At 43.5% G+C, this 21,779-nt stretch carries 23 protein-coding genes; 16 read left to right on the top strand and 7 right to left on the bottom strand.

Going from position 1 to position 21,779, the window contains the following annotated elements; all coding sequences use genetic code 11:
- Window positions 1-120 precede the first annotated feature (120 nt).
- The 10 genes from ccoN to uspE all read left to right on the top strand — a co-directional run bounded on the left by ccoN (window position 121) and on the right by uspE (window position 9,119).
- Window positions 121-1,548, top strand: a complete 1,428-nt coding sequence (gene ccoN / locus L3V32_RS05025; protein ID WP_005396488.1) for a cytochrome-c oxidase, cbb3-type subunit I — start codon at window positions 121-123, stop codon at window positions 1,546-1,548.
- Window positions 1,549-1,560: 12 nt separating this feature from the next.
- Complete coding sequence (gene ccoO / locus L3V32_RS05020; RefSeq protein WP_005377475.1) at window positions 1,561-2,181, top strand: cytochrome-c oxidase, cbb3-type subunit II; 621 nt, start codon at window positions 1,561-1,563, stop codon at window positions 2,179-2,181.
- Window positions 2,182-2,190: 9 nt separating this feature from the next.
- Window positions 2,191-2,364, top strand: a complete 174-nt coding sequence (locus L3V32_RS05015; protein ID WP_005377485.1) for a CcoQ/FixQ family Cbb3-type cytochrome c oxidase assembly chaperone — start codon at window positions 2,191-2,193, stop codon at window positions 2,362-2,364.
- Complete coding sequence (gene ccoP / locus L3V32_RS05010; protein WP_005377487.1) at window positions 2,364-3,338, top strand: cytochrome-c oxidase, cbb3-type subunit III; 975 nt, start codon at window positions 2,364-2,366, stop codon at window positions 3,336-3,338. The genes L3V32_RS05015 and ccoP overlap by 1 nt, the downstream gene beginning before the upstream one ends.
- A gap of 105 nt (window positions 3,339-3,443) precedes the next feature.
- Window positions 3,444-3,920, top strand: coding sequence for a FixH family protein (locus tag L3V32_RS05005; protein WP_005396484.1), 477 nt, complete (start codon window positions 3,444-3,446; stop codon window positions 3,918-3,920).
- Between the two features lie 4 nt (window positions 3,921-3,924).
- A complete protein-coding gene (locus L3V32_RS05000) occupies window positions 3,925-6,288 on the top strand; it encodes a heavy metal translocating P-type ATPase metal-binding domain-containing protein (protein WP_237283914.1) in 2,364 nt (787 codons plus the stop codon).
- 15 nt (window positions 6,289-6,303) lie between these two features.
- Window positions 6,304-6,468 (top strand): cbb3-type cytochrome oxidase assembly protein CcoS, encoded by a 165-nt coding sequence (ccoS, locus tag L3V32_RS04995; RefSeq protein WP_012841826.1) that lies wholly within the window; start codon window positions 6,304-6,306, stop codon window positions 6,466-6,468.
- 8 nt (window positions 6,469-6,476) lie between these two features.
- Window positions 6,477-7,154: a sulfite exporter TauE/SafE family protein gene (locus L3V32_RS04990; protein ID WP_145474025.1), complete on the top strand. Its 678-nt coding sequence runs from the start codon at window positions 6,477-6,479 to the stop codon at window positions 7,152-7,154.
- A 90-nt stretch (window positions 7,155-7,244) separates the two neighbouring features.
- On the top strand, window positions 7,245-7,991 hold the full coding sequence (locus tag L3V32_RS04985) for an FNR family transcription factor (RefSeq protein WP_005377497.1): 747 nt from the start codon (window positions 7,245-7,247) through the stop codon (window positions 7,989-7,991).
- A 180-nt stretch (window positions 7,992-8,171) separates the two neighbouring features.
- Window positions 8,172-9,119: a universal stress protein UspE gene (uspE, locus tag L3V32_RS04980; protein ID WP_053807422.1), complete on the top strand. Its 948-nt coding sequence runs from the start codon at window positions 8,172-8,174 to the stop codon at window positions 9,117-9,119.
- A gap of 136 nt (window positions 9,120-9,255) precedes the next feature.
- On the opposite strand, the gene ttcA is transcribed toward uspE, so the two are convergent.
- The 4 genes from ttcA to L3V32_RS04960 all read right to left on the bottom strand — a co-directional run bounded on the left by ttcA (window position 9,256) and on the right by L3V32_RS04960 (window position 12,651).
- Complete coding sequence (gene ttcA, locus L3V32_RS04975; protein WP_005377502.1) at window positions 9,256-10,149, bottom strand: tRNA 2-thiocytidine(32) synthetase TtcA; 894 nt, start codon at window positions 10,147-10,149, stop codon at window positions 9,256-9,258.
- Between the two features lie 199 nt (window positions 10,150-10,348).
- The gene (locus L3V32_RS04970; RefSeq protein WP_005396478.1) at window positions 10,349-11,011 is read right to left on the bottom strand and encodes a DUF2987 domain-containing protein; all 663 of its coding nucleotides are present in this window, start codon (window positions 11,009-11,011) and stop codon (window positions 10,349-10,351) included.
- A 13-nt stretch (window positions 11,012-11,024) separates the two neighbouring features.
- The gene (locus L3V32_RS04965; protein WP_237283913.1) at window positions 11,025-11,861 is read right to left on the bottom strand and encodes a glucosaminidase domain-containing protein; all 837 of its coding nucleotides are present in this window, start codon (window positions 11,859-11,861) and stop codon (window positions 11,025-11,027) included.
- Window positions 11,854-12,651 carry a hypothetical protein gene (locus tag L3V32_RS04960; protein ID WP_005396476.1) on the bottom strand — a complete coding sequence of 266 codons (798 nt, stop codon included), beginning with the start codon at window positions 12,649-12,651 and terminating at the stop codon, window positions 11,854-11,856. The genes L3V32_RS04965 and L3V32_RS04960 overlap by 8 nt, the downstream gene beginning before the upstream one ends.
- Before the next feature lie 401 nt (window positions 12,652-13,052).
- Here L3V32_RS04960 and potA point away from each other — a divergent pair, with 401 nt between their 5' ends.
- From potA to L3V32_RS04935, 5 genes are all read left to right on the top strand, one after another.
- Window positions 13,053-14,168 (top strand): spermidine/putrescine ABC transporter ATP-binding protein PotA, encoded by a 1,116-nt coding sequence (gene potA, locus L3V32_RS04955; RefSeq protein ID WP_005396475.1) that lies wholly within the window; start codon window positions 13,053-13,055, stop codon window positions 14,166-14,168.
- Window positions 14,149-15,009, top strand: coding sequence for a spermidine/putrescine ABC transporter permease PotB (gene potB / locus L3V32_RS04950; protein WP_012841831.1), 861 nt, complete (start codon window positions 14,149-14,151; stop codon window positions 15,007-15,009). Before potA ends, potB begins: the two co-directional genes overlap by 20 nt.
- Window positions 15,009-15,779, top strand: coding sequence for a spermidine/putrescine ABC transporter permease PotC (potC, locus tag L3V32_RS04945; RefSeq protein WP_005396472.1), 771 nt, complete (start codon window positions 15,009-15,011; stop codon window positions 15,777-15,779). The genes potB and potC overlap by 1 nt, the downstream gene beginning before the upstream one ends.
- A gap of 106 nt (window positions 15,780-15,885) precedes the next feature.
- A complete protein-coding gene (locus tag L3V32_RS04940; protein ID WP_213901820.1) occupies window positions 15,886-16,917 on the top strand; it encodes an extracellular solute-binding protein in 1,032 nt (343 codons plus the stop codon).
- Between the two features lie 247 nt (window positions 16,918-17,164).
- Window positions 17,165-18,202, top strand: a complete 1,038-nt coding sequence (locus L3V32_RS04935; protein WP_005396470.1) for an extracellular solute-binding protein — start codon at window positions 17,165-17,167, stop codon at window positions 18,200-18,202.
- Window positions 18,203-18,292: 90 nt separating this feature from the next.
- Here the strand turns inward: L3V32_RS04935 and cobB are convergent, their stop codons facing one another.
- On the bottom strand, window positions 18,293-19,024 hold the full coding sequence (gene cobB, locus L3V32_RS04930) for a Sir2 family NAD+-dependent deacetylase (protein ID WP_005396469.1): 732 nt from the start codon (window positions 19,022-19,024) through the stop codon (window positions 18,293-18,295).
- A gap of 118 nt (window positions 19,025-19,142) precedes the next feature.
- On the opposite strand from cobB, the gene L3V32_RS04925 reads away from it, so the two are divergent.
- Window positions 19,143-19,316 (top strand): hypothetical protein, encoded by a 174-nt coding sequence (locus tag L3V32_RS04925; protein WP_012841833.1) that lies wholly within the window; start codon window positions 19,143-19,145, stop codon window positions 19,314-19,316.
- Window positions 19,317-19,348: 32 nt separating this feature from the next.
- On the opposite strand, the gene L3V32_RS04920 is transcribed toward L3V32_RS04925, so the two are convergent.
- Together L3V32_RS04920 and L3V32_RS04915 are read right to left on the bottom strand one after the other, a co-directional pair.
- Window positions 19,349-20,569, bottom strand: coding sequence for an ammonium transporter (locus L3V32_RS04920; protein ID WP_012841834.1), 1,221 nt, complete (start codon window positions 20,567-20,569; stop codon window positions 19,349-19,351).
- Between the two features lie 322 nt (window positions 20,570-20,891).
- Window positions 20,892-21,779, bottom strand: a complete 888-nt coding sequence (locus tag L3V32_RS04915; protein WP_237283912.1) for an immunity 49 family protein — start codon at window positions 21,777-21,779, stop codon at window positions 20,892-20,894.

Raw genomic sequence — 21,779 nt, 5'->3', positions numbered from 1 at the left:
AGTCAGCAATGGAAATAAGGTGATGATAACACTTGAATTCTAGAGTTTACTTGGGTGGTGTTACGACGCAAGTCGTGTTGGAAGTAAAAGTGTAGTTAATTAGAAATTGGAAGCATGCAAATGAGCCAAGTAAAGCAGCTTGAACAAAACTACAACTATACAGTCGTTCGCCAATTTACCCTTGTGACCATTTTATGGGGCATAGTTGGTATGGCTGTTGGTGTTTTGATTGCCGCTCAATTAGTTTGGCCACAGCTAAACTTTGATACGCCGTGGTTGACGTACAGTCGCTTACGTCCACTGCATACTAATGCGGTAATTTTTGCGTTTGGTACAAGTGCTCTGTTCGCAACGTCTTATTATGTTGTACAGCGCACATGTCAAACACGTCTTTTTGGTGGCCCACTCGTTGCCTTCACCTTTTGGGGTTGGCAAGCAATCATCCTGGCAGCAGCCATTACTTTGCCTCTCGGTTTAACATCGGGTAAAGAGTATGCTGAGCTAGAATGGCCTATTGATATCGCAATTGCGCTAGTATGGGTATCATATGCGGTGGTGTTCTTTGGCACACTGGTGAAGCGAAACACGTCACATATTTATGTGGCAAACTGGTTCTTCGGTGCCTTTATTATCACAGTAGCAGTACTTCACATCGTGAACAGCATGGCTATTCCTGTGTCACTTGGTAAATCTTACTCGATTTACTCAGGCGCAGTGGATGCGATGGTTCAGTGGTGGTATGGACACAATGCGGTAGGTTTCCTACTGACCGCTGGTTTCCTAGGTATGATGTACTACTTCGTTCCTAAACAAGCTGAACGTCCTGTTTATTCTTACCGTCTATCTATCGTTCACTTCTGGGCGCTTATTTCTCTATATATTTGGGCAGGCCCTCACCACCTTCACTATACAGCGCTACCGGACTGGACTCAGTCTCTAGGTATGGTGATGTCGCTGGTTCTATTTGCTCCTTCTTGGGGTGGTATGATCAACGGTATTATGACGTTATCTGGTGCATGGCATAAGCTTCGTTATGACCCTATCCTACGTTTCCTAATCGTTTCACTGTCGTTCTACGGTATGTCTACCTTTGAAGGCCCGATGATGTCGATTAAGACGGTTAACGCACTTTCTCACTACACAGACTGGACCATTGGTCACGTTCACTCTGGTGCGTTAGGTTGGGTTGCGATGGTTTCTATCGGCTCTGTATATCACTTAGTACCTCGCCTATTTGGCCAAGAGCGTATGTACTCTGTTGGTCTCGTGAATGTGCATTTCTGGCTAGCAACAATCGGTACCGTTCTTTACATCGTTGCGATGTGGATCTCTGGTGTAATGCAAGGTCTGATGTGGCGCGCGGTTAACTCTGACGGTACGCTAACTTACAGCTTTGTTGAGTCTGTAGAAGCGTCTTATCCGTTCTACTTTGTACGTTTCTTAGGTGGATTTATCTTCCTATCTGGTATGTTCCTAATGGCATACAACACGTACAAAACGGTAAGTGCACCAAAAGAAAGCCTAAAAGCTATCCCACATCCGGCATAAGGAGATTTAAGAATGAGTAATAATTCTAATAATCGCCACGAAATCTTAGAACGTAATGTCGGTTTGTTGGCTATTTTTATCGTGTTTGCTATCAGCTGGGGTGCTCTTGTAGAGATCACTCCTCTGATTTTCCAAAAGCAAACGACTGAACCTGTAGAGAATCTGCGTGCTTACACTCCTCTGGAGATGGAAGGTCGTGACATCTACATCCGTGAAGGTTGTAACGTTTGTCACAGCCAGATGGTTCGTCCTTTCCGCTCAGAGACTGAACGTTACGGTCACTACTCTGTTGCTGGTGAGAGTGTTTGGGAACACCCATTCCTTTGGGGCTCTAAGCGTACAGGTCCGGATTTAGCTCGTGTTGGTGGTCGTTATTCTGATGAATGGCACCGTGTTCACCTGTTAGATCCTCGTGAGCTTGTACCTGAGTCAAACATGCCAGGTTTCCCGTGGCTAGCTGAAAACGTTTTAGACGGTAAGCTAACTCAGAAGAAACTTGAGCTATTTCGTGATCAGTTCGGCGTTCCATACACTGATGAAGAGATCGCGAATTCGGCTAAAGAAGTAGAAGGTAAAACAGAGATGGATGCAATCATCGCTTACCTTCAGTCTCTTGGTCATGCAATGAAGTAAGGGGATCATATGGATTTCGGTACAATTCATAGTATTTATACCGTTGTACTCTTCGCTAGTTTTATTGGCATCGTATGGTGGGCATTTAGTAAAAAGCGTAAAGCACGCTTTGAAGAAGATGCCAACCTGGTGTTTGCTGACGAAGAACAAAAGACCCCTAATAACCAAGGAGTGAAGAAGTAATGACTACATTCTGGAGTCTCTGGATTATCGTGATTACTGTCGGTACGCTAGTAGGCTGTGCGATTCTCCTGACTTGGTGCGCTAAAGATAAAATGGGCGTCGAGGAAGGGGAAGACATGGGCCACGAGTACGATGGTATTCGCGAGCTAAACAACCCTCTACCAAAGTGGTGGACTTACCTGTTTGTAAGCACATTTGTGTTCGCAGCAGTTTACCTTGCCCTATTCCCAGGTCTAGGTAGCTTCAAGGGCTTTTTAAACTGGCAGAGTTCGGCTCAAACCGTTCGCTCACTAGAAGAGTCAAAAGAAGCCATCGCTGCAGCACAAGAGAACAAGCAACTAAACCAATATGCAAAAGAACTGGATGATGCCGACGCTTACTTCGGCGAAGCATTCCGTAAACTCGCGCACAATGACAGTGGTCTACGCCCAATTCCTGAAATTGCGCAAGATCCTGAAGCATTAAAAGTTGGCCAACGTTTGTTTTTGCAAAACTGTTCTCAATGTCACGGCTCTGATGCTCGTGGTCAGAAAGGTTTCCCTAACCTAACTGATGATGCATGGCTATACGGCGGTGAACCAGCTGCAATCGTAACAACCATCATGCATGGCCGTATTGGTCAAATGCCAGCATGGAAAGATGCGCTTGGTGAGCAAGGTGTGCAAGAAGTTGTAAGCTACACACTTAGCCTATCTGGTCGTAAAGTGAATGCTCGTGAAGCAGCGGCAGGTAAAGCACGTTTCGTCGTGTGTGCAGCTTGTCACGGTACTGATGGTAAGGGTAACCCTGCAGTCGGTGCACCTGACCTTACAGACCAAGATTGGCTATTTGGCGACTCTCGTGCAGCTGTAACCGAAACCGTAATGAACGGCCGCTCAGGTGTAATGCCCGCGTGGAAAGACATTTTGGGTGAAGATAAAGTTCAGCTCGTTGCCTCTTATGTCTGGAGCTTAAGTAACTCAGAGAGTAAGTAACTGAGATATTAAGTAACATAGCAATAACAGCCCCTTTCATAGGGGCTGTCTTTCCTTTAAATTTAACGCCTTACATTTTTTCATTTAGCTGTTGAGAACTTTTTTATGGTAAAGCCTTGGTATAAACAATTTTGGCCGTGGTTCCTAATCATCCTTCCTCTTACTGTCGTAGTTTGGACTGTGATTACTGTGGTCGTTTTCTCGAACAACTCTGTTTCTTTAGTCGCCGAGGATTACTATAAAAAAGGCAAAGGCATTAACATCGACATTAGTAAAATGAATGTCGCTCGTGACCTAGGTCTTAACGCAGAGATTTCTTCTGAAAATAACAATGTTGTGATTGTTTTCGCTAAAGGGAAGCTATCTCATTACCCTGCTCTAACGGCCACTTTCACTCATCGTACTCTTCCTGATCGTGACTTTACAAAGCTCGTTACGGCGGATGCATCTGGTAATTACCGCCTAACGGCAGAAGAATCTATTCAAGGTCCTTGGTTTGTCGAACTACAACCACATGACCAACAATGGATGATCCAAGGTAAAGTTGAATTTCCTGCCTCGTCAACACCGTTAATGAAGTAAGCATATGTGTGAATCCTGTTATCACTGTGGTGAAGATGTACCAGCCAACACGGATTTTAAAGTTGATATACTCGGTGAATCCCGCAAGATGTGTTGTCCTGGCTGCGAGACGGTTGCTCAAACCATCGTAGACAGCGGCTTAGTATCCTACTATCAATTTAGAACTGCGCCTGCGGAAAAAGCAGATTTAGTACCAGAGCAACTCCAAGCTTTAATTCATTATGATAATGAAGATGTACAATCAGAATTTGTGCGAAATCGTGAAAATGTCTCTGAAGTAACTCTTTCTTTAGAAGGCGTTTCATGTGCAGCTTGCGCGTGGTTAATCGAAAAGCAAGTCTCTAATACGGCTGGGTTAGTGTCTATCCGCGTGAATACAACCACTAACCGCGCATTACTAGCCTGGGACAAAACTCAGGTGCGATTAAGTGAGCTCCTATCTGTCATTCATAAATTGGGTTATAAAGCCGCACCATTTGAAGCTGATAAGCAAGAAGCCTCTTATCATCGAATGATGAAGCAATACTTATACAGATTAGGTATTGCTGGTTTAGCTACCATGCAAGTTATGATGCTAGCCGTCGCATTGTACCTAGAAGTTTTTGGTGACCTAGAACCGGAGTTTAAAAATTACTTTCGTTGGGTAAGTCTGATCTTTGCTACGCCAGTCCTACTCTACTCTGCTCTTCCGTTTTACTTAAATGCGTGGCGAAGCATCAAAGGCCGAACCCTCGGTATGGATGTGCCTGTCTCGATTGCACTTATTTTTGCCTACGTAGCCAGCTTAATAGCAACCGTTACAGAACAGGGCGAAGTCTTCTTCGAATCGATTTCAATGTTCACTTTCTTCCTATTGGTTGGACGATTTTTAGAGATGCGAGCGCGTCGCAAAGCCGCAGCGGCGAGTGGTAACCTATTAAAGTTGATCCCAGCGATCGCCACGACGCTGGATGGCGAGCAAATACCAGTGAAAACTCTAAAAGTTGGTGATCGTATTCGCGTCCTTCCTGGTGAACATATCCCAGCTGACGGCAAAGTTATTTCGGGTCGTATTCATATTGATGAATCCATGCTAACGGGTGAATCCGTACATGTTGTGAAACGAGAAGGCGATGCGGTTTATGCAGGAACACTAAACGGTGATGAGTCATTTGAGCTAGAGGTCATGAGTTGCAAAGCCGACTCAATGATTTCCAATATCGTGCGTTTACAAGATGAAGCTCAACACTCCAAACCTAAAATCGCAGAAATTGCAGACGTTGTTGCTCGTTACTTTGTTGGAGCGATTCTTATTATTTCTGCTGGTACTTGGTTGTACTGGCATCAAACAAAACCAGATGATGCGTTTTGGATCATGCTATCCGTGTTGGTAGCCACCTGTCCATGTGCCCTATCTCTTGCGACTCCAACTGCTCTCACCTGTGCTACCTCTCGTATGGGAAACTTTGGCATTTTGCTTCGTAAAGGTCATGTGTTCGAGACGCTATGTAAGATCAACCACTTAGTTGTAGATAAAACAGGTACTCTAACGAAAGGCGATATTGAGATCTGTGATACAAAAGTGTTGAGTGATCTTCCAAAAGAAGATTGTCTCTCTCTAGCCGCGGCATTAGAAGCTCATGCAAACCATCCTATCGCTCGCTCTTTTGCAAGTTACGCCAATGATGACTTTGTTGTGTATGAAGTGCAAAACGTGATTGGTTCAGGGATTGAGGGGATCTGGAATGGCAAAGTCGTTAAGATAGGCAGTGCGGCTTTTGTTCAAGGCAAGGAAAGCGAAGAAAGCCACGCGGTCTATCTTTCAGTTGATGGCGAGCATGTCGCTAGTTTTTACTACCGCGACCCTATCCGAAAAGAAAGCAAAGCCTTTGTTCAACGTTTTGCCGACGCTGGAATTAAGACAACGCTGCTAACAGGTGACTCTCTCTCAAACGCTCGACCTGTAGCGAATGAAATTGGTATCGATCACGTCGTTGCGTCAGCAAAACCAGAAGACAAACTCGCGTACCTTAAGAGTCTTGATGAAGACAGTATCACAATGATGGTTGGCGATGGCATCAATGACGCACCTACTCTCGCCGGAGCTCATCTTTCTGTTGCAATGGGCGGTGGTACGGATGTCGCTAAAGCATCTGCAGATATGACGTTACTTGGGGATAATCTCGAAAAGCTACTAGAGGCACGTTTGCTTGCACTGCGTACAAGAAAGATTATTCGAGAAAACTTGGCTTGGTCTTTGGGTTACAACCTGTTAATTTTGCCTTTAGCTGTCGCTGGTTTAGTGGCTCCCTACATTGCAGTAGTTGGCATGTCTGCAAGCTCAATTATCGTTGTATCTAACTCTTTGCGCCTGCTCAAAGAGAAATAAGTAGAGAAAGCAAACATGGAAAGTCTTTATATATTGATTCCCATCGCTATCGTTCTCGTTTGTGTTGCTGTTGCCGTTTTTCTTTGGGCAGTAAGAAGTGATCAGTTTGAAGATCTAGAACGACAAGGACATAACATTCTTCTTGATGAAGAAGACAAATCTAATAGTGATAAAAAATAGCAACCTTTATGACTCCTGACTTTATTGGTGCTTTGATGATCGGCCTCGTCGGGGCCGGTCATTGCATGGGAATGTGTGGTGGTATCGCGTCTCTGCTTACCATGGGCTCTTCTACAAGTAAAAGCTCCCCCCTTATTCCACTCTTCTACAACCTAGGGCGATTGAGCAGCTATGCCGTAATCGGTGCATTAGTAGGCGGAGCAATATCAGGTTTATCTGAGCTAAGTGGATTAACGCATTCTCTTGCTTGGTTAAGGCTGATTGCCGCACTGTTCATGATTCTGGTTGCGCTTTATATTGCTAGATGGTGGCAAGGTTTACTGTTAATAGAAAAATTAGGACAGCACATTTGGCGCTTTATCTCGCCTGCAGGTAAGCGTTTGCTGCCGTTAAAGCACCCTCTTCATGCTTTACCATTTGGCTTCATTTGGGGCTGGTTACCATGCGGCTTGGTTTATTCTGCGCTAACTTGGTCGGCGGTTTCAGGCAGCGCAATAAACGGTGGTCTTATTATGCTCGCGTTTGGCCTCGGAACACTTCCGGCAATGCTTATTATTGGATATGGTGCCAACCATTTTCAGAAATTACAAAAATCGTTAATATTTAGAAATATTTCAGCATTAATCCTTATTGGATATGGTTCGTACACTGCTGTAGGAGCTTTAGAGTTACTCGGTTTCATATAACGTTAAACTCTATTGAGGTGACATTTTTGCTACCCTTTAGGATTAAGCGATGCTAAAATATTGATGTATATCAAATAGTGAAAGGTTGTTATGATTTCTGAAAAACCTGCAACAAAGCGTATCCAATCAGGCGGTTGCGCCATTCATTGCCAAGATTGTAGCATTAGTCAGCTGTGTATCCCGTTCACTCTGAATGAGGCAGAACTTGATCAGCTTGACCAAATCATCGAACGTAAGAAGCCTATCCAAAAAGGACAAGAGCTTTTTAAGGCTGGTGACGAGCTAAAATCTCTGTACGCTATCCGCTCTGGTACCATCAAGAGCTATACGATCACAGAGCAAGGTGATGAGCAAATCACAGCGTTTCACTTGGCCGGAGACCTAGTTGGTTTCGATGCCATTACAGGTGACTCCCACCCTAGCTTTGCTCAAGCGCTTGAAACGTCGATGGTATGTGAAATCCCATACGAAATTTTAGACGACCTATCAGGTAAAATGCCTAAGCTTCGCCAGCAAATTATGCGTTTGATGAGTAACGAAATTAAAGGTGATCAGGAAATGATTTTGCTTCTTTCTAAAAAGAATGCAGAAGAACGTCTAGCGGCTTTCCTATACAACCTATCAACTCGTTTTTCTCAACGTGGCTTCAGCCCTAGAGAGTTTCGTTTAACGATGACTCGTGGTGATATTGGTAACTATCTTGGTCTTACAGTGGAAACAATCAGTCGCTTGTTGGGTCGTTTCCAGAAATCCGAGATCCTAAGTGTAAAAGGTAAATATATCACTATCTTAGACCACGATGCATTGATGGAACTTGCTGGTGTAACTAAAGAATAATACACCCCAATTATTGATGTAGCTCGAAAATGAGCTACATCATATTTCTCATAAATTCCTTTCGAAAGTCCTCAAAAAGTTACCCAAACTAAGCTACAGTAAAAATGTACGGTGAGTACTCCAAAATACTGATTTAATTTATATTCAGTATCTGGTTTTGCAATAGAAGTGGGCTTAGTTATGAGTATATACAGTAAGATCCTTGTTGTAGCTGACATCAATAATGATGAGCAGCCCGCACTTGCAAGAGCTGTTCAATTAGCTCAAAAAAGTGTATCTAGAAGCCGAATCACTTTCTTTTTATCCATTTACGATTTCTCTTATGACATGACGTCAATGCTATCAGTGGATGAAAGAGATGCTATGCGTCGAGGTGTTATCCATCAACGTGAGCAGTGGATGCGTAAAATTGCTCAACCTTATCTAAACGATGGCTTCGACTTTGATGTATGTGTCGTCTGGCACAACCGTCCTTACGAAGCAATTATCGCTGAGGTCTATGCAGGCAGCCATGACCTAGTCATTAAAGGCACACGTAAGCACGACGTGTTAGAATCTGTGATTTTCACTCCGACCGATTGGCACTTGTTACGTAAATGCCCTATCCCAGTACTTCTGATTAAAAATGCAGATTGGCCAGAACAAGCAAGCATTCTTGCCTCGGTGCACGTAGGCTCTGAAAATCCAACTCATATTGATCTCAACGATGCCATGGTCGAGCGACTAAAAGAAGTCACCACCCGACTGGATGCCAAACCATACCTTGTTAATGCGTATCCCGTTACACCGGCGAACATTACCATTGAACTTCCTGAGTTTGATCCAACGACTTATACCGATGCCGTTCGAGGTCATCACTTAACTGCGATGAAAGCATTACGCCAAAAACACGGCCTTGATGAAGAGCAAACGATTGTTGAGCAAGGCTTACCTGAAGATGTCATTCCAGCAGCAGCAGAGCGCTTGAATGCTGCAATGGTTATTTTAGGCACCACAGGGCGAACCGGGCTTTCTGCTGTCTTTATTGGTAATACAGCTGAGCACGTGATCGATAAAATAAATTGCGATGTATTGGCTCTAAAACCAAAAGGCTACATTAGTCCTCTTGATCCAAACACAGCAACCTAATCTCTTTGTAACATTGCTATATTGAGCGCTTTCAAACAGACGCTAATAAATCCCCCCAATACAGGGGGATTTTTGTTTGGAGCAGTTAGAGCGTTAGGCACAAAAAAGGAGGTCTAATTGACCTCCTTTTTACGAGTTAGATGTTCGTAACATCGATGAACATTGATTCATCAATATTCGTCGAAGAAACGACAGCCTCATTAAATTCATACTCTTCGCGGTTACCTTCGCGATCTAGCGGTAAGTTAACAAAGTCGAACAATTCGCGGTCTGCTAGTTGGCTTGGGCTTACGTTTTGAATTGATTTAAAAATCGCTTCCACACGCCCTGGCGTCTTCTTATCCCATTCAATCAACATTGCTTTTATAGATTGACGCTGAAGGTTCTCTTGAGAGCCACAAAGGTTACACGGAATAATTGGGAAATCCTTGTGTTCAGCGTATTTGATCAGATCTTTTTCACGACAGTAAGTTAATGGACGAATTACCACGTTACGACCATCATCAGAGCGTAGTTTTGGTGGCATCGCTTTAAGGCGAGAGCCGTGGAACATATTCAAGAACATTGTTTCGACAATGTCATCCATGTGATGACCTAGCGCAAGCTTAGTTGCACCAATCTTCTCTGCAAATGAGTACAGCGTACCACGTCGCAGGCGTGAACACAGACCACAAGTGGTTTTGCCTTCTGGCACCTTCTCTTTTACGACGGAATAAGTGTCCTTATCGACAATATAGTAAGGGATATTCAGTGTTTCGAAATACTCTGGCAGAATGTGCTCAGGGAAGCCCGGTTGTTTTTGGTCTAGGTTTACCGCAACCACTTCAAATTTGATCGGTGCGGCTTTTTGAAGATTCAGCAGGATATCAAGCATCGCGAATGAATCTTTACCACCGCTAATACATGCCATCACAACATCGCCTTCTTCGATCATGTTGTAATCAGTAATGGCATTTCCAACATGTCTTCTCAGGCGTTTCTGAAGCTTGTTGAATTCTAGGGTTTCTTTTCTTGTATCTATTTGGTTCATTGCGGGCTCTCACATCGCCGATAAATCGACTAGGACTTCCTAACATGGGTTTCTTTGGGGCGTGGATTATACGAGCTTTTTACGCAGGATTAAATGCTTGTCTTATTGAGTCTTTAAGAAAAGAGTGTGAAAGATACTTTAGTTACTGTCACAACTGAAAAAAGAGCCGCAATTGCAGCCCTTTCTAAACTCTCAGTGTTCACTTCTTTGCGTTAGGCAGATAAGGTAGCACTCGCATCGTCGGTTCTGGTAGTGTCATTGTGCCACCTTGCCCTATTTCACTTAGTGCGACTTGTATCTTGCCATTGACAATTGGCTTTTCGGTTCCGTTTGAGAAAATCACTTTATCATTCAGTTGATTTGCAAACTCCATCGTCACACCTTGAACTTCAGGTGTAAACCAACCCGCAAACATACCGCCTAAATCTTCCAGCATCGTCTGCATTTGAGGTAGAAGAGGCTTAAGTTGCTCGTAAGAAACGTTACCCTGTAATGGCTCTTTGGTCATCACGACAAGTGAGTAATCGCAGCGAGTATCTTTTGGAGTATCGACAAAAACCAACGGATTCGCTGACTTTAAGTTTTTATCGACTGGCAGAGGCAACTCTTGTGAAGCAGGGATAACAAACTCTTCATAGTGCTCTTCTTTTTCCATCCAAGCTTTTTCTATTGTACAAATTTGCTTAGTTTTCGCATCCACAAAGAAGACACCAACTTTCACGTCGTCATGCCCTTCTTTATTGTTGTTTTTGAGTTGGGTGTATAACTTCGAGTACGTGAACATGTACTCTTGAGCTTGGGTTATTGGCGATACAAGAATTAGCGCCGCACTTCCCAATAGACTTAGGCTTAACTTTTTCATTTTATCCGTTATTTTATTGTGTCCAGTAGGCGTTATTATGACGAATCATAGCGCGAAGATCGTGTACATAAGCAGTGCCACGTTCAGAATATGCTAGCAATCCATGAGTTAACTCTGACGCCGTTGCGACCGATAACAGGTCTTTGTTCTTTTCGGCTAGAGAAGCTCTGATTTCACGTAGTTCAGCATACGCTGGGTTTCGATTAACATTCATAAAGTAGCCATGAACCGACTGCTGTACAGAATCGAATTTTTCAACTTCATGAGCTTTGCCTGCGCCACGTTGCGCAGGAACAATTCCACAACCCTTTTTATAACACCATTGGCCGAACAAGTTGTTAGCTTGAGTGGCAAAACGAGAAGTGCCCCACGCAGATTCATTTGCTGCTTGAGTTAGAACCAGCGCTTCTGGTAAGACATTCACTCGCACAAGCATTTCACCCAACCACGCGTGATCGACTTTGTTGTCGCTCAAAGGCAAAGAATACAGAGCCGCTAGTCGCTGAGCGTACTCTTCTTGCTCTTGAGTGATTTGTCCCACCTTTAAAGAAGTAAGAAACGCTCGTTCATGGCGAATTCGTTGATTCTCAAGTGCTATTTTAGGCCTTAAAAAATCAAAAAACGCCGCTTTTTTCTCTTTGGTGTCTTTTATTGCGTTGAAGTCAGGGATATCACCAATGTGTGGCAAATGAGACAAATCGACATGCTTAATTGTCCCGGACAGCACATCAGGATTCTCAACATATTTAAACTGTTGCTCGTAGTGTAAATACGGTCCAATAGAAATGAAAGTGGCGGCTATACAGGTAGCCGCCACTCGTAAACTTATTGATTTTAAAGAATTAGGCATCAAACACCTGTGAGTTACCATCGTGATCATTGTCGTTTTTCTGTGTTGCAACGATCTTGAGCTTAATTCCAAACATTTCTCGGTAGAGTATGCCTTTCAAATGAAAGAAGAATGGCAACACAAAAATCAAGCCAATACCGTAGAACATCGCAGCGATAATAAACATCAACATCACGCCTAAGTAAAGCCCTGCGACGACAAAAATCTTCTTGTTAATAGCGCGAAGTGATAACAATAGCGCCTGCATTGGTGGCACTCTTTTTTCACAAATCAACAAGATAGAGTGACTAAACGCTAAAGAAAGATACAGGGACAGTAGAGGGAAGATCATACCAACTACGCCTTGCAGCATTAGGCTCATCAGCGTTGCTAGGATCACGGGAATAGTAAACTGCAGCCCTTTGCCTACATGGCGCAACTTAGTCTTTAGGCCCGCGATATGGCTCATGGCCATCAAGCTGATCCCTGCATAAATTGGAGCGCTGATCACCTCATAACTAAAGTTCGCGACATAAATAGAAGACACAATATCGTTAGTGAATGATTCTGGATTCTCAAATGCATCAAGAATAACAGTCAGATCACCCAACTGTAGTTGTAACGCGATATAGAAAATACCTAACTGGACAAAAAGCAATACAATAATAGCAGGAGAAAAGGATAAAAAGTGCTGGATGGTTGCTCGCCAAGCCTCATTGAAAACAGCCCCAGCTTTAAGCTCGTAGTTGCCAGACAAAGCTCGCTCTACACTCCCCCCAAGATTGAAATCTTTCTCAAAATCGTCGTTCATAGTTTATCCAAGATTAACTTGTAAAATTTTCACTGGAATTCCAGTCAATTAATGTGGCCGTTATTATAAAGAAATCTTTCCACATCTAACATCACAACTCACGTACTATCCTTGCAATCTCAACTGTATGGTTGATAATTAACCACTCTCAAAGTTATGAAATTGAAAACAATTATTGAACAGAGGCTAGTGCTATCAAACTGTGTTTAAATGCCAATTAATCTTATAAAAACAGTATGGTAAGGAATGATGACTTTTGCCTGCAAAATTTTTTCTGTTTCAAGATAAGAAAATGCTTTAATTTCACAATTTTGGTGATTATGATGCGCGCCTCAAAAGTGAATGGCTAGTGTCACATCAGCTGGGATTATTCCAGCTTGAACGTGGGGGAAATACAGACGTTGAACGCAAAACCGCAAGCAGGAAAGCCAGTTATTCGTTTATCTGGTATTAGTAAAAGTTTCGATGGTAAGGAAATCATCGGTAATTTAAATCTGGATGTTAATCATGGTGAGTTTCTGACGATTCTTGGGCCTTCTGGTTGTGGTAAAACGACAGTTTTACGAATGATTGCTGGTTTTGAAGCGGCGGATAACGGTCAAATCATTTTGGATGACCAAGATGTAACACAGGTTCCTGCTGAGCAGAGACACGTCAACACGGTATTTCAAAGCTACGCACTGTTTCCACACATGACCGTTTTTGACAATGTCGCTTTTGGTCTTCGTATGCAGAAAACACCTGCAGCAGAGATTGAACCAAGAGTAATGGAAGCATTACGTATGGTTCGTCTAGAAAAAATGGCACAGCGTAAACCGCACCAACTTTCTGGTGGCCAGCAACAGCGTATCGCAATTGCTCGTGCAGTTGTTAATAAACCAAAAGTACTTCTGCTCGATGAATCGCTATCGGCGCTGGACTACAAGTTGCGTAAACAAATGCAGATCGAGTTGAAGCAGCTTCAGCGTCAACTTGGTATTACCTTTATCTTTGTAACACACGACCAGGAAGAAGCCCTATCGATGTCAGACCGCATTATCGTGATGCGTGATGGCGTTATCGAACAAGATGGCTCTCCGCGTGAGATTTATGAAGAGCCTAAGAACCTGTTTGTTGCTCGCTTTATTGGTGAGATCAACGTATTCAATGCAACCATGCTAGAGCGCATCGATGACAAACGCATCCGCGCAGAAATTGAAGGTGTTGAATCCGTCGTTTACTACGATAAGGAAGCACAGAAAGGCGACAAACTACAAGTACTACTTCGCCCTGAAGACTTACGTATCGAAGAAATCAAAGAGTCTGAAGAAAAAGGCATTGTTGGTCACGTAACTGAGCGTACTTATAAAGGTATGACGTTAGATTCTGTTATCCAATTGGATTCAGGTATGCGTGTAATGGTAAGCGAATTCTTTAACGAAGATGATCCTGATGTGGACCACTCACTTGGCCAGAAAGTCGCTATCACTTGGGTTGAGAGCTGGGAGGTAGTACTCAATGATAAGCAAGAAGATTAATCTTCAGAACGCGATCATTGCCTTAATCGTAGGCTGGCTAACACTGTTTGTGTTGGTACCAAACGTGATGATTATTGGTACCAGTTTCTTAACGCGTGATGAAGCAAACTTAATCGAAATGACATTCACTTTCGACAACTACTTGCGTCTGCTGGACCCACTGTATGCGAAAGTGCTGATGCACTCGTTCTACATGGCAATTGTGGCAACGTTGTTGTGTTTAGTCATTGGATACCCGTTTGCTTATATCGTAGCGAAAATGCCTGAAAAATGGCGTCCGTTTATGCTGTTTTTGGTGATCGTACCATTTTGGACGAACTCTTTGATTCGAACTTACGGACTGAAGATTGTTCTCGGTACACAGGGCATTTTGAACAAGTCGCTGATGGCAATGGAAATCATCGACAAGCCGTTGCGTATTATGTATACCGAAACGGCTGTAATGATTGGTCTTGTATACATCCTACTTCCTTTCATGATTCTGCCGCTTTACTCGGCAATCGAGAAGTTGGACAACACTTACATCGAGGCAGCAAAAGACCTCGGTGCGAACAAGCTCCAAACCATTACTAAAGTAATTCTACCTCTGACAATGCCTGGCATTATCGGTGGCTGTTTGTTGGTTCTACTGCCTGCGCTGGGTATGTTCTACATCTCAGATCTTCTAGGCGGTGCGAAGAACCTACTGATTGGTAACGTAATTAAGAGCCAAGTATTGAACGCTCGTGATTGGCCATTTGGTGCTGCGACCAGTATCGCCCTCACCTTCGCAATGGCGGTAATGCTTTACGCTTACTACCGAGCAGGCAAATTATTGAATAAGAAAGTGGAGCTAGACTAATGGGACGCACAGTTAGATTTAGCTTTATGGCGTTGGTTTATGCATTTTTGTACCTGCCAATCGTTGTACTAATCGTAAACTCATTTAACGCCAATAAATTTGGTATGAAATGGGGTGGCTTCACCACGAAATGGTATGAAACCCTAGTCAACAACGACAGCCTAATGCAGGCTGCATGGCACTCATTGAACGTGGCGGTATTTTCTGCGACAGCGGCTACTATTATTGGTAGCTTAACAGCTGTTGCCCTATTCCGATACTCGTTCAAAGGCAAAGGTGCTGTAAACGGCATGTTGTTTGTCGTAATGATGTCTCCAGATATTGTCATGGCGATTTCATTACTTGCTCTGTTCCTAGTATTAGGCGCACAGCTGGGCTTCTTTACTCTATTGATTGCCCACATCACCTTCTGTTTGCCATTTGTGGTGGTAACAGTATACAGCCGCTTAAATGGCTTCGATGTGAAGATGTTGGAAGCAGCAAAAGATCTTGGCGCAAGTGAATGGGTTATCTTAAAGCAGATCATCCTTCCTCTTGCAAAACCAGCAGTTGCGGCAGGCTGGCTGCTTAGCTTTACCCTGTCTCTGGACGACGTAATTATTAGTTCGTTCGTAACAGGTCCAACGTATGAAATCCTACCATTGAAAATTTACTCGATGGTTAAGGTGGGTATTTCACCGGAAGTGAATGCTCTTGCAACGGTCATGTTGGTGGTTTCTTTAATTCTTGTCGTAATTTCTCAGTTGCTTGCAAGAGAAAAAGTAAAGTAAAATCCACATCCGTTAACATCACGAAACAGAATGGTTACATGCCATTCTGTTTTTCTATCTACCGTCCAAAATGATTTGGACAACGTTTGGTTTGGAGCTAACGTCAATGAAAAAATGGGCTACTCTATTAGCTGGTAGTGCATGTGCGCTTTCTCTGTTCTCAGGTTCAGCGGCAGCGGACGATAAAGAATTGGTATTTATGAACTGGGGGCCTTACATCAACAGTAATATCCTAGAGCAATTTACCAAAGAAACTGGTATCAAAGTGATCTACTCGACTTACGAGTCGAACGAAACTTTGTACGCAAAGCTAAAAACTCATAACCAAGGTTATGACCTAGTGGTACCTTCAACGTACTTCGTAGCAAAAATGCGCGATGAAGGTATGCTGCAAAAGCTCGATAAGACTAAGCTGAAAAACTTCGGCAACCTAGATAAGAACTATCTAGACAAGCCTTACGATCCAAATAACGACTACTCTATTCCACACGTTGTTGCGATTACAGGTCTAGCGGTTAACGCAGACATGTACGATCCAAACGACTTCCAAAGCTGGGCAGACCTATGGAAGCCTGATCTTGAAGGTCAAGTAATGCTGATGGACGACACTCGTGAGGTCTTCCACATCGCACTTCGTAAACTCGGCTATTCAGGCAACTCAAAAGACCCTAAACAAATCGATGAAGCGTACGCTGAGCTACAAAAGTTGATGCCAAACGTTCTAGTTTTCAACTCTGACAACCCAGGCGCACCTTACATGTCTGGTGAAGTTGGCGTTGGTATGCTTTGGAACGGCAGCGCTGCAGCTGCTCAAAATGAAGGCCTAAACCTTAAACTCGTATTTCCTAAAGAAGGCGGTATCGGTTGGGTTGATAACTTCGCTATCTCTTCCGGTGCGAAGAACGTAGAAGCAGCTCACAAGATGATCGACTTCCTACTACGTCCAGAAATCGCAGAGCAAATCTCACGTGATACTGGTTACTTAACAGCGGTAGAGGAATCGAACGCTAAGTTTAAAGATGTTGCACCGCTATTTCCTTCTCAAGAAGATCTTGATCGAGTGGAATGGCAAGATGCGGTTGGTGATCTAACCGTTAAGTACGAAGATTACTTCCTAAAGCTGAAAGCGGGACAGTAATCGAGCTTGTGTAACAAGTCATCGACTAAAAGAAAATAGGCAGCAATACGCTGCCTATTTTTGTAATTGACTGATATAATTATGCGTTGCTAGGTTTATCTGGCTCGATGTCTAGTTTTATCTTCTCACAAAGCGGAGATACAGCCCTCGAGCTAAATAAACAGATTTGTGCTTACTGCGATTTGGATCAACTTGATAACTCCAGCTAGTATTGACTTGTCCAATCGCGAAACAAAACGGAAAACAAATGAAAAGTAAATTCTACGCAAGCGCTCTATGTGCAGCGACGCTCATCGCTACCCCTGCAATGGCTGCTGATCAAGAACTGTATTTCTACAACTGGTCGGAATACATTCCAAACGAAGTTCTTGAAGACTTTACAAAAGAAACTGGAATCAAAGTTATTTACTCTACATATGAATCTAACGAGAGTATGTACGCAAAACTTAAAACCCAAGGTTCTGGTTACGACTTGGTAGTACCGTCTACCTATTTCGTCTCTAAAATGCGTAAAGAAAGCATGCTGCAACAGATCGACAAAGAGAAATTGTCTCATTTTGCCGATCTTGATACTAACTTCCTTAACAAGCCGTTCGATCCGAACAACAACTACTCTATCCCTTACATTTGGGGTGCGACAGGTATTGGTATCAATGCTGACATGCTAGACAAATCGTCTGTTACGAAGTGGGATGATTTTTGGGATAGCAAGTGGGAAGGTCAACTAATGTTGATGGATGATTCTCGCGAAGTATTCCACATTGCATTGACTAAGCTTGGTTACTCACCAAACACGACTAACCCAGAAGAAATCAAAGCCGCTTACGAAGAACTGAAAAAGCTAATGCCAAACGTATTAGTATTTAACTCAGACTTTCCTGCAAACCCTTACCTAGCGGGTGAAGTTTCACTTGGTATGCTTTGGAATGGTTCTGCTTACATGGCTCGTCAAGAAGGCGCGAACATCGACATCATCTGGCCAGAAAAAGGAACGATCTTCTGGATGGACAGCCTGGCAATTCCAGCTGGCGCGAAGAACGTTGATGCGGCTCATAAGATGATTGACTTCTTACTGCGCCCAGAAAACGCAGCTAAGATCGCACTAGAGATTGGTTACCCTACTCCAGTGAAAACGGCACACGAACTGCTACCGAAAGAATTTGCTAACGATCCAAGCATCTTCCCACCACAAGAAGTGATGGACAGCGGTACTTGGCAAGATGAAGTTGGCGAAGCGAGCGTAATGTACGATGAGTACTTCCAAAAGCTAAAAGTGAACAACTAATTCGTTAGTTTTAAAGATATGAAAAAGCGGCTCATGAGCCGCTTTTTTTGTTCTTAATGACAAGACAAAAGCTCTCCTCTGTGAGAATTATTACGCTCTTTCTTTTCCTTCTAGAGCCAGTATCTCGTCAACTAATTTTGGAACCTCGACGCTTGCTTTTCCGTAGCGTTTTTCCTCAAATTCACTTTCTACCGCACTAGGCTCGAGGTTAATTTCGATGGTGTGCGCGCCATGCATTTTTGCATCATGAACAAAACCTGCTGCGGGATATACGACGCCAGAAGTCCCGATAGAAATAAATAAATCTGCTTCTTCTAATGCTGCGTAGATATCCCCCATTCGTAGTGGCATTTCACCAAACCAAACAATATGTGGTCGCATTTGTGAAGGGATCTGACAGCAATGACAAAGCTCACCAGTCTTAATGTCTTCACTATGTTCTATAACTTGGTTTGATTCACTGCATCTCGCTTTTAAAAGCTCACCGTGCATATGAATGACGTTATGGCTGCCGCCTCTTTCGTGAAGGTTGTCTATATTTTGAGTGATGACCGTCACTTTACCTTCTAACTCGGTTTCTAGGCGGCCCAGTGCCTTATGCGCGGCATTCGGCTGTATCGCATTGTCTTGAAGTTTCTTGCGGCGTTGGTTGTAAAAGTCTTGAACAAGGTCCGGATCGCGAGCAAACCCTTCAGGTGTTGCTACATCTTCAATACGGTGATTCTCCCAAAGGCCATCTTGCGCACGAAATGTTTGAATACCAGATTCGGCCGAGATACCTGCACCAGTAAGTACTACAATATTTCTATAAGGGAAATTCATAACTCATCCTTGCTGTTTTTTCATTAGCTTAACACTGAAAGAATAGCAACAGTAGTAATATGGATTAGACCATGGTCGTAATGGTCACTATTAGAATTACAATTTAAGAGGAACAGCAATGAGACAAGTATCTCTAGCGCTTATATTACTTACGACTTTAGCAGGTTGCCAACTAACCAATGTTGAAGGCGAAGTGGACGACGTAAAAGTAAGAGTCAGCACCAATGACGATAACCATCGTGGTAATGGAGATTTCTGTCCCCCTGGCCAAGCAAAAAAAGGCAATTGCTAAAAGAGCGGCTTTACGCCGCTCCCACATTGGCCTCAATCCTCGTTGGTAGAAGATATTTTATGAATGGCTAGGTCAGCGCCATTGAATTCGTCTTCTTCCGAAAGCCTTAGTCCCATACTGGCATTGATCGCGCCGTAGACTGCAAGCGCCCCAATCACTGCGATAGAAATGCCCAAAAGCGTTCCTAGAAGCTGAACGATAATGCTCACGCCACCTAGCCCACCCAACGCGCTTTGACCAAAGATCCCTGCTGCAATCCCCCCCCAAGCACCACATAAACCGTGTAAAGGCCAAACCCCTAGCACATCATCAATCTTGGTTTTGTTTTGTAGGTAGGTAAAAAGATAAACAAATAGCACGCCAGCAATCGCACCTGTCACTAAAGCACCGATAGGATGCATTAAGTCTGAACCCGCACATACAGCAACCAAGCCAGCCAGTGGGCCATTATGAATAAAGCCGGGGTCATTCTTACCAGCCAACAATGACGCGACAATGCCTCCGACCATTGCCATCAATGAGTTCATAGCCACCAAGCCACTTATGCCTGACACGGTTTGAGCTGACATGACGTTGAAGCCAAACCACCCCACACATAAGATCCAAGCTCCCAAAGCCAAAAACGGAATATTCGAAGGTGCAAAGTTGGTATGCTTTCCTGCTCGAACTCTGCCTTTTCTCATGCCCAAAAACACAACGGCAACCAGCGCTATCCAGCCGCCAACACCATGTACAACGACTGAACCTGCAAAATCGTGGAATCCATAACCAAAGGTATTTTCAAACCAAGCTTGAACACCAAAGTTTCCGTTCCAGATCATTCCCTCAAATAACGGGTATACGATGCCGACAGTGAAAAATGTTGCGATTAGAATCGGATAAAAACGAGCTCGCTCTGCGATACCACCTGAAACAATAGCGGGAATCGCTGCAGCGAAGGTCAGCAAGAAAAAGAACTTCACCAACTCGTAACCATTGCCTTGAGATAACGTCTCTGCATCAGCAAAGAAGGTGCCGCCATAAGCGACCCAGTATCCAATGAAAAAATACGCAATGGCGGAAATACCGAAATCGGCCAAGATTTTAACTAAAGCATTAACTTGGTTCTTTTGGCGCACGGTTCCTACTTCAAGAAAAGCAAAACCAGCATGCATCAAAAAAACCATGATTGCGCCAAGTAGTAAGAAAAGTGTGTCGGAACTTTGCGTGAGAGTTTGTACAGCGCCGTGTACCTGATTGGCAGTTACACTCATTATGATTGTCTCCGTTGATCTGTAGCGCACTTATCCTGTGCATCAAAGTTAGGCTCATCACCAATTTGGTGAACTTAATTTATAGAGCGTCTAACAGAGCAATTCTCATTCCATAATTTACATTTCTAACACTTACACTTTAATTTATTGTTTTGTATGAACTTTAATAAAATTAGGCATTCTTGAAATGGTGCTTAACACGCTAATAAATGCACCAATATGGTTTTAGTGCACCAACATAATGCGCACCATATAGCTCAACAAAACGTAAAAGCCACCTCATGAGAGGTGGCTTATATACTGAATTGCTAACTAAAGGAGTTTATCGAGTGATCTTCCCTGCTTTTACATCTTCTAGCCAACGCCCCTCGACGAGATAAGGAGGAAGCCAACCGGTTTCAATAGATAAACGGTTGCCTTTGTCGTACCACATACAGGCCATACCAAGAAGAGGGAAGTTAATAAAAGTTCGGATGCCTATCCTATCTGGTCCTAATTCTCTAAGATGATATTTCTCTTGAAACTGTAGGTTTTTAACGAGCACTTCCTCAAAATCATAACCAATGTCAGTAGTGAGCGCTGCGAAGGTTTCTAGGATCCCCATCGCAATTTCCAACGCCCAGTTATCCCCTTGAGCTACCGCTGCGTCCATTGCTGCAACCAGCTTATCAGGATAATCCGGTGTGCGGTTGTGGAACGACTGAATTACGTCTACTAGCATATAAGACAGCTCACCCGCTTTGGTAGAGCTCTGCCTCATCAAAGAAATTGGAAAGTTCGCCAATATGTCCATACTTGGCCTGTCACGCACAATTGTCGATATGAAATACATATCAATCCATCTATTAGGATTTATGCACCCCGTTTTTAAAATGCCTTCCCCGTCCCACTTTACTTCAGGATAGTCGAGAATCTTGATAGTTAATTCATCATTGGGATTCATAGCAAGTCGATGATAACAAGCGCCCATTAGAGAAGTTTCGTAAAGACGTAATGTACAAATTTGTTCGTCTTCATGCGAGGTTTGAAACCAGGTATACCAGCGAACCTGGTCAATGGCGAAATCACCAAGACTGACCAGGTTTTCCCGCCTGATTTTAAGACCCTCTTTTCGCTGATCTAGTATCTTATTGATAAATTCTTTCTCAGAAGAAACTCCACTTTCACTCAACTCAGGGTTTGCTTTGCGTTCTACAACTTTACTTTGCAT

The sequence above is a fragment of the Vibrio sp. J2-4 genome, assembly GCF_021728155.1.
GTDB classification, from domain to species: Bacteria; Pseudomonadota; Gammaproteobacteria; order Enterobacterales; family Vibrionaceae; genus Vibrio; species Vibrio diabolicus.
Note: the sequence above shows the minus strand (reverse complement) of the source record. Positions and strands in the feature narration are given on the sequence as shown.